Annotated in this window: 14 protein-coding genes; 5 read left to right on the top strand and 9 right to left on the bottom strand. The window is 60.5% G+C overall.

The window, feature by feature from the left end:
• From BKX96_RS11125 to BKX96_RS11140, 4 genes are all read right to left on the bottom strand, one after another.
• Positions 1-2,105: T6SS phospholipase effector Tle1-like catalytic domain-containing protein (locus tag BKX96_RS11125; RefSeq protein ID WP_077183895.1), on the bottom strand; the 2,105-nt coding region annotated here is incomplete at its 3' end.
• Positions 2,093-2,371, bottom strand: coding sequence for a hypothetical protein (locus tag BKX96_RS11130; RefSeq protein ID WP_179092143.1), 279 nt, complete (start codon positions 2,369-2,371; stop codon positions 2,093-2,095). The genes BKX96_RS11130 and BKX96_RS11125, both read right to left, overlap by 13 nt.
• Before the next feature lie 271 nt (positions 2,372-2,642).
• Positions 2,643-2,969 carry a DUF6124 family protein gene (locus BKX96_RS11135; protein ID WP_077183896.1) on the bottom strand — a complete coding sequence of 109 codons (327 nt, stop codon included), beginning with the start codon at positions 2,967-2,969 and terminating at the stop codon, positions 2,643-2,645.
• A gap of 391 nt (positions 2,970-3,360) precedes the next feature.
• Complete coding sequence (locus BKX96_RS11140; RefSeq protein WP_046816975.1) at positions 3,361-3,924, bottom strand: DUF4174 domain-containing protein; 564 nt, start codon at positions 3,922-3,924, stop codon at positions 3,361-3,363.
• Between the two features lie 169 nt (positions 3,925-4,093).
• Here BKX96_RS11140 and BKX96_RS11145 point away from each other — a divergent pair, with 169 nt between their 5' ends.
• Positions 4,094-4,462, top strand: a complete 369-nt coding sequence (locus BKX96_RS11145) for a VOC family protein (protein WP_077183897.1) — start codon at positions 4,094-4,096, stop codon at positions 4,460-4,462.
• On the opposite strand, the gene map is transcribed toward BKX96_RS11145, so the two are convergent.
• The 3 genes from map to BKX96_RS11160 all read right to left on the bottom strand — a co-directional run bounded on the left by map (position 4,449) and on the right by BKX96_RS11160 (position 6,334).
• Complete coding sequence (gene map / locus BKX96_RS11150; protein WP_046816977.1) at positions 4,449-5,243, bottom strand: type I methionyl aminopeptidase; 795 nt, start codon at positions 5,241-5,243, stop codon at positions 4,449-4,451. The genes BKX96_RS11145 and map overlap by 14 nt on opposite strands.
• The gene (locus tag BKX96_RS11155) at positions 5,240-5,506 is read right to left on the bottom strand and encodes a ParD-like family protein (protein WP_046817015.1); all 267 of its coding nucleotides are present in this window, start codon (positions 5,504-5,506) and stop codon (positions 5,240-5,242) included. The genes map and BKX96_RS11155 overlap by 4 nt, the downstream gene beginning before the upstream one ends.
• A 102-nt stretch (positions 5,507-5,608) precedes the next feature.
• On the bottom strand, positions 5,609-6,334 hold the full coding sequence (locus tag BKX96_RS11160; protein ID WP_077184499.1) for a tetratricopeptide repeat protein: 726 nt from the start codon (positions 6,332-6,334) through the stop codon (positions 5,609-5,611).
• A 315-nt stretch (positions 6,335-6,649) separates the two neighbouring features.
• Here BKX96_RS11160 and speF point away from each other — a divergent pair, with 315 nt between their 5' ends.
• The 3 genes from speF to BKX96_RS11175 are packed head-to-tail and all read left to right on the top strand — an operon-like array spanning position 6,650 to position 11,184.
• The gene (gene speF, locus BKX96_RS11165) at positions 6,650-8,836 is read left to right on the top strand and encodes an ornithine decarboxylase SpeF (RefSeq protein ID WP_077183898.1); all 2,187 of its coding nucleotides are present in this window, start codon (positions 6,650-6,652) and stop codon (positions 8,834-8,836) included.
• Positions 8,837-8,891: 55 nt separating this feature from the next.
• Complete coding sequence (potE, locus tag BKX96_RS11170; RefSeq protein WP_077183899.1) at positions 8,892-10,232, top strand: putrescine-ornithine antiporter; 1,341 nt, start codon at positions 8,892-8,894, stop codon at positions 10,230-10,232.
• Positions 10,233-10,278: 46 nt separating this feature from the next.
• Entirely contained in the window at positions 10,279-11,184 is a 906-nt protein-coding gene (locus BKX96_RS11175; RefSeq protein ID WP_077183900.1) for an amino acid ABC transporter substrate-binding protein, read from the top strand.
• A gap of 6 nt (positions 11,185-11,190) precedes the next feature.
• Here BKX96_RS11175 and BKX96_RS11180 read toward each other — a convergent pair whose 3' ends face one another.
• Together BKX96_RS11180 and BKX96_RS11185 are read right to left on the bottom strand one after the other, a co-directional pair.
• On the bottom strand, positions 11,191-11,976 hold the full coding sequence (locus BKX96_RS11180) for a sulfite exporter TauE/SafE family protein (RefSeq protein ID WP_046819577.1): 786 nt from the start codon (positions 11,974-11,976) through the stop codon (positions 11,191-11,193).
• Positions 11,977-12,098: 122 nt separating this feature from the next.
• Positions 12,099-12,845 (bottom strand): hypothetical protein, encoded by a 747-nt coding sequence (locus BKX96_RS11185; protein ID WP_046819576.1) that lies wholly within the window; start codon positions 12,843-12,845, stop codon positions 12,099-12,101.
• 441 nt (positions 12,846-13,286) lie between these two features.
• Here BKX96_RS11185 and BKX96_RS11190 point away from each other — a divergent pair, with 441 nt between their 5' ends.
• Positions 13,287-14,108 (top strand): aldo/keto reductase, encoded by an 822-nt coding sequence (locus BKX96_RS11190; RefSeq protein WP_077183902.1) that lies wholly within the window; start codon positions 13,287-13,289, stop codon positions 14,106-14,108.
• The last annotated feature ends 13 nt before the right edge of the window (positions 14,109-14,121 follow it).

The raw sequence follows: 14,121 nt of genomic DNA on the forward strand, positions 1-14,121 counted from the left end.
CCGAAAAACACCATGCGTTCGCCGAAATAACTGCCGGTCCTCTCACGTCCAAGTGTGTACATAAACCAGGCGCGGGAGTCGTGGACCTGATCGTCGAACAGTGCGCGTAACAGCCCTTCCGGATGCGCGGCGTTGCGGCTTTCGTCGACATTGCCGCGCCGGGTTTCATTTTGATGATTGATTTCGCGCAACGGTGGCGGGAATAACCGACTGACCCGCGCCTGCCCCGAAGCTTTCATTCGCTGTCGCTCGAACCGCACCTCGGCGGTCAGTTTCTGATAAAGAATCGACGATGCCATGCCCATCGGCCCGGCGAATTTCAAGGCCTGTGGAAAGCGATCGTCGCCACGGTAGGCCTTGCCGAACTCTTCTGCCGCTTCGCGCAACTGGGTTTGTGCCATGTCGGCATCGAAATCCTTGACCCCAGGCTCCAGCGGCATGTTCGGTTCGCGGCTGAGAAACTCGCGAGCCCGCTGCTGCTTGCGGCGTTTTACGACTTCTGCCTGCTTCTGATCGCGCTTGTCTTCGGCGCGCGCGCGATCCCCTTTGTCGGCTTCGAGGTCGCTCGCCTGAAGATAGAATGGGGTGTGCTTGAGGCTGGCGAAGGCATAGCGGTCGATGCGCCAGGCGGTGATCCAGCTCATCTGCTCGCGTAGGACTTTTTCCAGGCTAGTGGTGGTGGGTAGTGGCTGGTAGTGCTCAATCTGTTCGGCGCGCAGCGGTTGTTGTACGAGAGGCTGATCCAGGGTTAGCTGACGCCAGGCGTTGAAACGGTTAATCAGAGTTGGTGCAACACGAAACTCCTCCAATATCGCAAATTCCATAGTTCGCCAGACTTCATGGCGCAATTCGACTGGCAATGTTTCTTTCGGCACCTTCAAAGGAGCGCCGTGGGCGAAGGCATCTGCATACAAATCGTTCAACGCGATCTGCGACAGCAGTAAACCGTCATTCTCGCCAATAGCCTTACCCTGATCCCCCGGCGGATACCCTCCACCCTGATCCGAATGCACGCCCGGATAAATCACCTCCACACTATTCGCAGGGTAACCACCCTTCTCCCGGCGAATGGACTCCAACGGAAAACTCAAACGTTGCTCGTGACTGGCAACAATGTGCAGACAACGCTTGACCAGACTGCTGGCGGGTAATTCCTGATTGCCATCGGCCCAACTCATATGGCCGTTGGCCCCTGGTACGATATCGGCCAGACCAACCGAGGCCACGGTGTCCAGCAGCCCCAGGTACTCGACGCTGATTGGCAGGCGCAAATCGGACAGTCGCAACGCCAGCACCGGCTCGGACCGGGTCAACAGCTGGTTCAGCCAACTGACAAAGGCCCGCGCTGCCGAAGCACCACGGGAAAAACCATACACGTACAACTTGATACCCAGCAGCTTGACCTGCCCGGGTTGCGGTTGGGTCAAGGCGATGCGCAGCGGTTTCTCCAGGGCCCAAAGCTGCCTGTTGAGTTCGCGGCTGCGGGTGGCATAACCGTCCATCGACTCCACACCTGCCCAGGTCCCCATGGCCTTGACTGCTTTGAGCAGGGCCGTGTTGTCCAGCCGCGGCAGCCCCAAAGTGCGGCGCAGGGCATCGAGGATCATCAACAGGCCCCAGTTGATCCGTTCCTCGCCATACCAGGCTCCCCCCAGTCCCAGAAGGCTGTAGTCGAGGTCGCCGACTTCGGTAAACGGCGTGCCCACACCGGGCATGTAGTACTTGAAGTACTGGCCGTTGCCGGTGCCTGCCGCATCGGTCAAGCCCTTGGCCCCGGGACTATGGGCGGTGCCGCCGGCATGGCCGTCGCCAATGCTGGCGCGGAACATCCGGGCGATGTTGGTCGGGTGCCGGGGATCCGACAGGTAGAGGTCGTTATTGAGGTTATTGCCGGTGCCGTCGAAGAACAGGCTGATGTGCAAGGTCTTGCAGCACGGCGGCATCAGCCGGCGCCCGGCCGCCACGCACAAGGCATCGTGGTAATCCGCCTCCATCTGACACTGGCGCCGGTTATTTTGATAGACCTGCGCGACGTTGCGAGGCAAACGTCCCTCAACGGGAAACGCCGGCGGAAACCAAAGGGGGGCGTGTTTCACTTCGGACATGACTGGGGCTCCGGCAATTGCAGTGGGGTCTTAATCGGATAAGAGAGCTTGGATGGCGGGAGATACAGGCTGAAACGGGCGTCCTTGTTGAGCATCTGCTCGGCGCTGAGGTCCTGCTCGGTGCAGGTGAAGTCGATGCGGTAGCTGAAGGGCTGGCTGGGGTGTTCTTCGCCTTCGAAGGCCAGGACGTCGAATACGGCGTCGAACCAGCGGATGGCGAATTTGTGGCGGCTGTGGTTGAAGAAGATGCGCGTTTGGGTGCTCATGGTCAGTCCTTCCTGGTCTGTGGGGAAACGCACAGGAAGGGTTATGCTTTCACCCGGGTCCTGAGGGGTGAAAGCTTTGGTGAAGTTGAAGTAGGCTGAAAATAGGACGCTTCTGAGAATGGTGTAGGGCGTTTCTGTATTGGAAAACCGGGTTATCGGTGTCGGATAACCCTGTAGGAGCTACCGCAGGCTGCGATCTTTTGACGTTGATTTTTCAAGATCAAAAGATCGCAGCCTCGTTGCACTCGACAGCTCCTACAGAGGGTTAGCGCTATTGCTGTGGGTCGATATTGTCCAGCGCCCGATTGACCAGTAACTCCCCCACCACTGCCAATTGCTGAACCGACAGTGCCACATTGCGCTTGGAGCTTTCCAGATCGCAGGCCAGATCGGTGATGAGGACGTTCAGGGAGGCCAGGGTTTCGCAGGCGTGGCAGAGCAAGGTGGCGGTGTCAACGCCAGGGACGATGGTGAAGATATGGCTGACCGGATCGGATTGTCTGGGGTTACGCAGACGGGCGCTGACGGCGGGTTCGGTGATGTCGGAGAGTGGAGCGGGATCGAAGGGGTCGGGAGGACTGGGGGTGACCTTTTTCATGGTGAAGCTCCAGTAGCAAGTTATGGGAGCTATCCACACTCATTTCCACATGAGGGTGGCAGCTATGCGCGGTGTGGAAGACCGGGGCTACTGGAACCCGGCGCACTCGCGAGTGCCCCGCGCACAGCCGCCATAACACGACAATGTTGACATAAAAAACGCCAACAGGTGTTTACGAGCGATTGCGCGCCAGTAGCAAAGGAACAGACTTCCACGTCCGACCACTGATTTCGCAGCGGCCGGAGAAGGTTATCGGCGCACTCCCCTGCGCACCAGTTCACCAATGCCGCTACGTTTCGCAGGAAATTTCCGAAGCAGATGAGGGCCCTTGCCTACGCAGCCCAGGGCATTTACGGCGGGATATCGCTACCAGTGGTAAATCGGTAAAGCCTCAATCATCCGGCATTTCCGGCGGCTTGGCCGGTTTTGCCGGTTTGCCGTTTTTTGCAGCCTTGGCAGTCCCTTTGGGTGGAGGTGTTTCGGCAACCGGAGGTGGCGTTGGAGCTGCAGCTTCCTTCTCTGCCGCCGGCAAGGCATCGACGGTGTCGAAGATTTTCTTCAGGTCGACCGATCGGGATTCGTCCCCCGAGCTTTCGAGTTTCTTCTCGCCGTCCTTGCCCACCAGGATCACTTTGGGCAGTGCGCCGGCACCCAGTTTCAGCGCACGGATCAAGGCCATGGTGTCTTGTTGGCCGAGATCCTTGCCGTCCAGTTGGCCAGACATGTTCAGCACGCTGTAGACCCTGATATTACGGTCGGCGACCCCCTTCTTGTTGGCGGGATCTTCCAGCGACTTTTTCAGGTTGACCCACACGGGGTCGACGGTGCTCGGGGCAATCACGATCAGCGGCCGGGCCCTGCCCTTGTCGATATCCAGAGGTGAATCGCCATCGGCGGCGAACAAGGGGCCGGCAATCGCCAGCAAGGTAGCCAGGGTCAGTGACCTGATGAGCATGCGCATCTCCTTTTGTAATCCACGCTCTAATGATTGCGCATCGCGGCGTTCGTTCCGGTGACGCTTGGCAAATGTGTTTCACCTTGCTCCAAGCTTAGGTCAGGGCGGTCATTGCGCAACAGGCTGGGCTAATCTGAAAGCATGATATAAACCTCATGAGGAGCCGTGCATGAGCGTTCGACTGAACCACACCATCGTCTGGTGCCGCGACAAACAACGGTCGGCCCATTTCCTCGTTGAACTGCTCGGCCTGGTGGCACCGGAGCCCTTCGGGCCGATGCTGGTCGTCAGGCTCGACAACCAGGTGTCGCTGGACTTCTATGACAACGACCCGCCGATCGCCTCACAGCATTACGCGTTCCTGCTCGGCGACGACGAATTCGACCAGGCCTTCGCCCGCCTGCAAGCAACCGGGCAACCATGGTGGGCCGATCCGGGCAAGCAGCGGCCGGGTGAGATCAATGACCATGGCGGCGGACGGCGGGTGTATTTCGATGACCCGGACGGGCATCTGCTGGAGATCTTCACCCGCGAATAGCGGGATATTCATCGCTGCTGTCAGGCCAGGCCGTCAAGACTTGGAAGCCATCTTCAGTGACCGCCACCATATGCTCCCACTGGGCTGAAAGGGAGTGATCCTTGGTGACCACGGTCCAGCCGTCGGCCAAGGTTTTCACGTGGCGCTTGCCCAGGTTCAACATCGGCTCGATGGTGAAAATCATGCCGGCTTTCAACTTCATTCCCTGGCCTGGGTAGCCGTAGTGAAGGATCTGCGGCTCATCGTGATAGATCTTGCCGATGCCATGCCCGCAGTATTCACGTACGACGCTGAACCCGTCATCTTCGGCCACCTTCTGGATGGCATGGCCAATGTCGCCCAGCGTAGCGCCGGGGCGGACCATGCGGATGCCGGCGCACATGGCGTCATAGGTCGTCTTGACCAGGCGTCGCGCCTCAGGCGCAGGTTCGCCCACGAAGTACATGCGGCTGGTGTCGCCGTACCAACCGTCCTTGATCACGGCAATGTCGATGTTCAGGATGTCGCCATCCTTCAACACCTTGTTCGAAGGGATGCCATGGCAGACCACTTCGTTGACGGAGGCGCACACGGTCTTGGGAAAGCCGTGGTAGCCGACATTGCCTGGAATGGCTTTCTGCACGTTGACGATATAGTCGTGACAAAGCCGATCGAGTTCGTCGGTGGTCACCCCTGCCTGCACATGGGGCGTGATCATGGCCAGTACCTCGGCCGCCAGCGTGGCCGCCACGCGCGACTGGGCTATTTCTGCCGGGGTATTGAGTTTGACATTAGTCTTCATTGCTTGCCCCCGGACGTTGCATGAACCACCGCGCCTTGGCCAACATCGCCGACTGCGCACAGCTGTTTTACATCAAGGCCACCGGCCAGTTCGGCACGAATCAGCAGGCGGCAGATGTCGCTGTGATTCAATTCTGGATGGAGCTCGGCCAGCATCCCGATGCGCATCCAGTGTTCGGCTTGCGCATTGATCGAGCGACTCAGCGCATCGCTGGCGACGCGCAGGTTCTCATGCATGTCTTCTGAAATCTTGACGATACCCATCTGTTTGCCCAATACGAAATATATATGAAACATATACTAAACGTTTCGGGCGCGGCAGCGCAATTTCGGTCACAGGGTCCAGCCAGAAGAACAATCAGATGTTCAACCGTGCATCAGCAAAGCACCTGGCGGAACCCGTTTGCGCAGCTTCTTGCAGCTGCCGGGTGGGGGCTGTTGCCCCGGCGGGCGATCGGCGAACCAGATGCGGCATTGGCCTGGGGGCGGCCAATGGCCGCGGGGAATCGTTATCTCATCGGACGCGGGCTCTGGTTCTAGCGCAGCCACCTTGAATTGTCCTGCGCTCTGTGGCCCGGCAGTCGCCGCGGAATCCGCTACGTGAGCGAAGTTGCCCGCGAGCGTGGCGGTGTCCGCAGCGGATGGTTCTGCAGCAGCCACTTGCGCTTCGCGGGCCTTCTGTACGGCAACCGGGTTCTCCTGCACCTTGGGCGGGATACCCGAAGCCTGGGCCTGCTGCGCCGCCTGGATCAACTGGAGATTGCGGTTGCGTAACGCCTCGTTGCCAACAATCCGCATGTTCGAGCGCAACGCCAGGGTCTGCGCCTGTTGGTATTGCCCCTGCTGCAGGCGCAGCACGCCGAGGTAATGCAGGGTCGCGGGGTTGTTCGGCTGGATATGCAGGGCACGCTCCAACGTGGCGGCGGCCTGGTCCAGCTGGCCACTTTCATACTGGCGCGAGGCGGTTTCGATCAGGGTGGTTGATGCGCTGTTGCTTTGCGCGGGCGTTTTTCGCTCGGCAGCCACCGGGCAAAACGACGCGACGGCGCAGAACGCCAGGATGAAGCTCGGCAGGAAAGGCTTGATTGGCATCAGGGGGCAGACTCGGCTGATCTCGGACGGCACCGCCATGAAAGCAGGCCACCAGCACTGCTCGGAATCTCCGATACAGGACCCTTACTGACCTCTCCTGACCCCCTGAAGTTCCCGTGCCACGGCCACTTCAGGCCAGGTTCGACCTCTGCCAATCGAGCAGCCGGGACCTGCTTCCAAACACGTCATTAAATGTTCAACTTCAAGAAAATGAACTATACCCAACTGGGCAATCAGTACTGACCCCGGCCCCAGGCACCTGTGCAGGCATGGCCCCGGTAACTCAACGTCAAGTAAGACCACGAGACTCTGGTTATGAATGGTTTGAAAATCGCAGCAAGCGATGCCGTTCTAGATTGCTTCCATACCTCCCGCCCGATCGTTGCCCTTGATCACACCGACTTTACCGATGTTGCCGCCGCGGTACTGACCGTCGACGATGTCATGGGCGGCGCGCTGGATGCCATTCACCGAACGGGTTTCGACATCCCACTGTTCCTCGTGATTCCGCGCGCAGGCGCCGGCAATCGGGCGCTGGATATCTACAAGCGCCTGCACGAGGTGATCCTGCTGGTCAACGGGGTGTTTGACCTCTCCAGCTACAATGCCGAGTACTACGGCAACCAACTTGAAACAGCCGCCAAGGCCTATGAAGAAAACCTGTTGCCGCCCTTCTTCGACGCCCTCAAGCACTACACCGAGGCCGGCAATGCGACCTTCGCCTGCCCCGGCCACCAGGGCGGCCAATTTTTTCGCAAGCACCCCGCCGGCCGCCAGTTCTTCGATTTCTTCGGCGAAACCCTGTTCCGCGCCGACCTGTGCAACGCCGACGTCAAGCTCGGCGACCTGCTGATCCACGAAGGCCCGGCCCTGCTGGCGCAAAAGCATGCCGCCAGCGTGTTCAACGCCGACAAGACCTACTTTGTGCTCAACGGCACATCAGCCTCGAACAAGGTGGTCACCAACGCGCTGCTGACGCCCGGCGACCTGGTGCTGTTCGACCGCAACAACCATAAATCCAACCATCAGGGGGCTTTGCTCCAGGCTGGTGCCACGCCGGTGTACCTGGAAACCGCGCGCAACCCCTACGGCTTCATCGGCGGCATCGATGCCCATTGCTTTGAAGAAGACTACCTGCGTGAGTTGATCAAGGAAGTTGCCCCGGACAAGGCTGAGTTACCACGCCCATTTCGCCTGGCAATCATCCAGCTGGGCACCTATGACGGCACCATCTACAACGCCCGCCAGGTGGTCGACCGCATCGGCAAGCTGTGCGACTACATCCTGTTCGACTCGGCGTGGGTGGGCTACGAACAGTTCATCCCGATGATGAAGGATTGCTCGCCCATGCTGTTGGACCTGGGCGAAGAGGATCCGGGGATTTTCGTCACTCAATCGGTGCACAAACAACAGGCCGGTTTCTCCCAGGCCTCGCAGATCCACAAGAAAGACCGCCACATCAAGGGCCAGGCGCGTTACTGCAATCACGCGCGGTTAAACAACGCGTTCATGGCCCAGGCCTCCACCAGCCCGTTCTACCCGCTGTTCGCCTCGCTGGATGTGAATGCGCGCATCCATGCCGGTCGCAGTGGCTTGCGCCTGTGGGAAGACTGCGTGAAGTTCGGCATCAACGCGCGCAAGCTGATCCTGGAAGCCTGCACCCTGGTGCGCCCCTTCGTGCCGGAAACCATCGACGGCCGCCCCTGGCAGGACCACCCCACCGACGCCATCGCCAGCGACCTGCGCTTCTTCGAGTTCCATCCCAAGGATCGTTGGCACGCCTTCCCCGGCTATGCCGACAAGCAATATTTCATCGACCCCTGCAAGCTGTTGTTTACCACCCCCGGCATCGACCCGATTGACGGCAGTTACACCGACTTCGGCATTCACGCCGGCATCCTGGCCAACTTCCTGCGCCAGAACGGCATCGTGCCGGAGAAGTGCGACCTCAACTCGATTTTGTTCCTGCTCACGCCCGCCGAAGACTGGGCGAAGATGAGCCATCTGGCCGCGCAACTGGCGCGCTTCGAGCAGTTCCTCAGCGATGATGCGCCCATGAGCCGGGTGCTGCCGGCCATCTACGCGCGCTATGAAGAGCGCTACCGCCACTACACGATCCGCCAGCTCTGCCAGGAAATGCACGACCTCTATCGCAGCCACAACGTGCAGCAGTTGCAGAAAGACATGTTCCGCAAGGCGCACTTCCCGAAAAAAGCCATGAACCCGCAACAGGCGCAGATCGAATACATCCGCGGCAATGTCGAGCTGGTCGCGCTGGCCGATGCCGATGGCCGTATCGCTGCCGAAGGCGCGCTGCCCTATCCACCCGGTGTGTTGTGCGTGGTACCGGGGGAAATCTGGGGTGGCGCGGTGCTCAAATATTTCCTCGCGCTCGAGGATGGCATCAACGCCTTGCCCGGCTTCACGCCGGAATTGCAAGGCGTGTACCTGAAAGAAGAAGGCGGGCGTATTCGCGCTTATGGATACGTGCTCAAGGCCTGATCCGCGCCCCATTCAAAGATCAGCGTTTCCTGCGACTTACAGCAAGGAGTGTGCGATGGCAGATTCAAGCAAGAAAATGGGCCTGATGGGGCTCACCACCCTGGTCACGGTCAACATGATGGGGTCAGGCATCATCATGCTCCCCACCAACATGGCCCAACTCGGTGCCGTCTCGTTGTTGTCGTGGATTTTCACGGCGATCGGCTCGATGGCCATCGCCTACTGCTTCGCCCAGTGCGGGGTGTTCTGCTCACGCTCCGGCGGCTTGTCCGCCTACACTGAAGAAGCTCATGCGAAGTCGGGGTTCTTCCTCTGCTCGTACCTGTACTTCCTGTCCCTGGCCATCGCCAACGTCGCCGTCGCCATCTCGGCGGTCGGCTACATGAGCGCCTTCCTGCCCTGGCTGAGCACGGGGGCCATCCCGCTGTTCGTCGGCACGGTCGGGCTGATCTGGATCACCATCATCGCCAACTTCGGTGGCCCGAGCATCACCGGCAAGATCGGCGCGATCACCGTATGGGGCGTGATCATTCCGGTGGCGGGCCTGTGCATCATCGGCTGGTTCTGGTTCGACGCCAAGGTGCTGGAAGCTGCCTGGAACCCCAACAACCTGGCGATCTCCGAAGCCATCGGCAAAGCCATCCCCCTGACCCTGTGGGCCTTCCTCGGCATGGAATCGGCCGCCCAGGCCACCGATGCAGTGGAGAACCCCAAGCGCAACGTGCCGCTGGCCTGCCTGTTCGGCACCCTCGGTGCCGCCACGGTCTATGTGCTGTCGACCACGGTGATCCAGGGCATCATTCCCAACGCCGAACTGGCCAACTCCTCGGCGCCTTTCGCGCTGGTCTACGCGAAGATGTTCAGCCCTCTGGTGGGTAACATCGTGATGGCATTGGCGGTCATGGCTTGCATCGGCTCGCTGCTGGGCTGGCAATTCACCCTGGCCCAGACCGCGAAGATGACCGCCGACCAGAACCTGTTCCTCAAGCTGTTCAGCAAAGTCAACGCCAGCGATGCGCCCGTGATCGGCATGATCGTCTGCGGCGTGCTGCAAACGCTCATGGCCGTGTCGACCATCTCTCCCGATGCCGCTGCACAGTTCAGCAAACTGGTGAGCCTGGCGGCAGTGACCAACCTGATCCCCTACATCACGGCGCTGACAGGCTTGCTGGTGATCATGCACAAGGCCCAGGTGGGGCCCGCGGTGTACTCGCGCAACGTGGTGGTGCTGCTGATCGCGGTGGCCTACTCGTTGTATGCGCTCTACGCCTGCGGCAAGGATGCGGTACTGGGCGGCACGCTGGTACTCGCCTTTGGTTACCTGCTCTATGGCTTCCTCGCCAAGCGTTTCGTCGACGCGCCAAGCGTTGCCCAGGTCAGGACCGGCAATGTTTAGGCATGGCAATCAGGACTGCTCAGACTTGTACACGGGGAATCCGGACATGAACGTATCATTTGCAAAAACCACTCGCCTGCTGCTTGCCCTGGTGTTCACCGCGCTGCCGATCGTGGTGAGTGCCAACACCCTGGAGCGCATACGCACCAGTAATGCCTTCACCCTGGGTTACGTGCCGGACCTGTCGCCCTTCAGCGTTCAGGAAGGTGACAAAGCCAGCGGCTATGCCATCGACCTGTGCCTGAAGATCGCCGACAAGCTCAAGACCGAGCTCAACCTGCCCAACCTGCAGGTCCGCTACCAGCCCGTCTCGGTCGCCGAAGAGACCAGCGCGGTGAAGCTGGGCAAGGTCGACATCCTCTGCACGCCGACTCCGCCTACCCTCGAAGGGCGCAAGACGATCAGCTACTCGATACCGGTGTATACCGCCGGCCTCTCGGTACTGGTGCGCAAGGATGCCGCCGAACCGCTGCTCAACGCACTCAACGGCAAGGAGGCCAACCCCGGCCCGACCTGGCGGGCGACCATCAACCGCGGCCTGGCCAACCAGACCTACGCCACCATCGAGGGCGGTGTAACCGAAGACTGGATTCGTGAACGGATGCGCATGCTTGGCGTGATCGCTTCGCTGGTGACCGTGGCCAACACCGAAGAAGGTGCCAAACTGGTGGCCGCGCGCAAGGCCGATGCCTTCTTCGCCGAACGCATACTCTTGAAAAACCTGGTGGCCAAAGGGAACGCCAACAATGACCTGATGGTCCTGGACCGCATCTTCGAGTTCGCCCCGGTGGCGATGATCGTCGAGCGCGGTGACGAAGACTTCCGCCTCCTGGTCGATATGGCCTTGAGCGAGGCTTACCGTTCCGGCGCCATCGAGAAGGCATACGACCAGTACCTGGGCGGGATCAACGAGACGATGAAAAAGCTGTTCCGGGTGTATGCGCTGCCTTGAGGAGGGTCAGAACGCCAGTTTGTAGCCGATCACTACCAGCATCGTTGCCAGGCAAGGGCGCAGCAGTTCATCGGAGATGCGTCCGGTCAGGTGGCTGCCCAGGTAAATCCCCGGCAGCGAACCGACCAGCAGGTAGCCGAGCACGTGCCAGTCCATGTTGCCCATGCTCGCATGGCCAAGTCCGGCGACCAGGGTCAGCGGCACGGCGTGGGCGATTTCGGTGCCGACCAGGCGGCGGGTCGGCAGCAGCGGATAGAGGATGAACAATGCCACGGTGCCCAGGGCACCCGCGCCGATGGAGGTCAAGGCGACCATCGTGCCCAGGACCAGGCCGGTGATCACGGTCAGGACGTTGAGACGCACACCGCTGGGGTTGTAGTTGCCGCCGGCGCGCTTGTGGGCGAAATCGAGCAGGCGTTTCTTGAACAGGATCGCCAACGCCGTGGCGAACAGGACAAAGCCCAACGCCTGCTTGATGATCGCGTTCATCGCGTCGGGGGCCGAATGCAGACTGCTGAGGAACCACAAGGTCAATGCCACCGCCGGCACGCTGCCGAGGGTCAGCCAACCGGTGATCGGCCAGTCGATATTGTTGTTCTTCCTGTGGACCAGGACGCCACTGGATTTGGTGATGGCCGCGTACAGCAGATCGGTGCCGACCGCAGTTGCCGGGTTGATGCCGAACCATAGCAGGATAGGCGTCATCAACGACCCGCCACCGACGCCCGTCATGCCGACGATAAAGCCGACCACAAGCCCGGCCACGACCAACCCGATATTCAACAGATCCATTGATACATCCACAAGACCGCAGGGGGAAATCTGGCCCGCAGCATAGCGACATTTCTTATAACCAGTTATATCGATGCGATCTATCTTTATGCCCTGAATCGCGAGCGGGTCGCTTCGGCAGATCATTGCACCGGAAGGAAATTCATCAACAGCAGGCTCTGTGCATAATTCAAGCCGATCCGCCGGTAGCGTTCGTCGAGCATCTGGGTCAGCAGATCCAGGCGCGCGACGATCTTGCCGAACTCCACGGCGAAACTCAGGTTGCTGCCCTCCTCCGAGATCTCGTTGGAGAACAACATGGGCTGGCCGTCCTTGTTCTGTCGCTGACTGAGAATCCAGGTGGCGATTTCGATGTTGCGCGCGGCATTGTTGACGAACGTCGGGTTGATCGCGTCCGTCATGTAGAACTCCAGTCGACTGCCGTGGGCGGTCACCAGCATGCTGCCGATGGCATAGATGAACGCCCCGACCCGATCGCCGAGAAACTCCGGGCTCATGGCAAACCGCAATGCCGCCAGATCCTTCTTGCCCCCCAGCGTGGGCAACGGCTGCTGCTGTTCAATGGCCATGCGCACCTGCTTGCCTGCGGTTCGGGCGTCGAGGAAGCCGGATTTTTTCAACTCGTCGGGGTTGCGCAGGTACAGCTTGCCCATCAGCAGGTAAAGGCTGTCGAGGTTGTCGCGCATGGCCAGCGTGGCCATGCGGTCGACGCTGGTCTGCAGGAACTCCTGGGGTTTGCCTTCGCGTATCTGGCTGAACAGGTCGTTGCCTGGCTGGTGGCTGCAACCGCTGAGCACCAGCGACAGACCGGCCAGCAGCAGGCGATGGCGACGGATGGAGCGGACAATGTGGGGTGAAACTCGAGCCATGGGCGTTGAACTTGGGCATGGGCCGGCGGTGGGGATCGCCGTCGGCTGGCAATGGATAGAGCCGGTAGATGGGGAAAAGTGCGGTGGCGAGGGTTGATAATCGATCACCGGTTCCCAACAGGGGCACACGTACGCATCCCATCAAGCCGGCCGCCTCGCTCTGGCTAAGGCCGGGTGGAGGTTCTGCCCAGCGCGGCGGGCCCTGTAGGAGCAAGCTTGCTCGCGAAAAACCTGAGAACACCACGGGGTGTCAGGCCCACCGCGTCATCGTTGACCTCCATCGCGAGCAGGCTCGCTCCCACGGTAGATCGGGTACAGCCGCGAATGATTGGTCGAACTTGAGGACGCCTTCGCTGGCGAGCCAGCTCCTACAGGGGATCGCGATGGAACCTGAGGGCCTATCCTGATGCCAACTGCAATAATGACCAGAAGGAGTCAAGCATGCGCACCCAGCAATTGGCCGGTAGCCAAGTGCCCGTCATCGGCCAGGGCACCTGGCAAATGGGCGAAGACCGCGCCCGCCATCACGAGGAAGTCGCCGCCCTGCGCCTGGGTATCGACCTGGGCATGACCCTGATCGATACCGCTGAAATGTATGCCGAAGGCGGCGCCGAGCTCGTGGTGGGTGAGGCCATCGCCGGCCAGCGCGATCGGGTGTTTCTCGTCAGCAAGGTCTACCCGCACAATGCCAGCCGCCAGGGCATTCCCCAGGCGTGCGAGCGCAGCCTGCGCCGGATGAAGACCGAGAGCATCGATCTGTACTTGCTGCACTGGCGTGGCCAGTTTCCCCTGGAAGAAACGGTAGAGGCGTTCGAACGCCTGCGTGAAGCCGGCAAGATAGGCCGTTGGGGGGTGTCCAACCTTGATCTCGACGACCTGCAAGCGCTCTCAAACAAGGACTGCGCCACCAATCAGGTGCTCTACAACCTGGAGCAACGCGGCATAGAATTCGATCTCTTGCCCTGGTGCAAGGAACACGGGATGCCGGTCATGGCCTATTGTCCAATCGGCCAGGCAGGAAAAATGCTGGGCAATGCTACGCTCAAACAAGTAGCTGCCCGCCACGACGCCACGCCTGCCCAGGTCTCGCTGGCATGGCTGCTGCGCCAGGACGGCGTGATCGCCATCCCCAAGGCTGTCCGCCCCGAACACGTACGACTCAATGCACAGGCGGCGCAGTTGAAGCTGGAGGCTGGGGATCTGGAGGCGCTGGACCAAGCGTTTCAGGCGCCCAAACGCAAGCAGCGGTTGGCCATGGTCTAAGCCATCGCGGTGA

The sequence above is a fragment of the Pseudomonas putida genome (assembly GCF_001976065.1).
Classification (GTDB): Bacteria; Pseudomonadota; Gammaproteobacteria; order Pseudomonadales; family Pseudomonadaceae; genus Aquipseudomonas; species Aquipseudomonas serbica.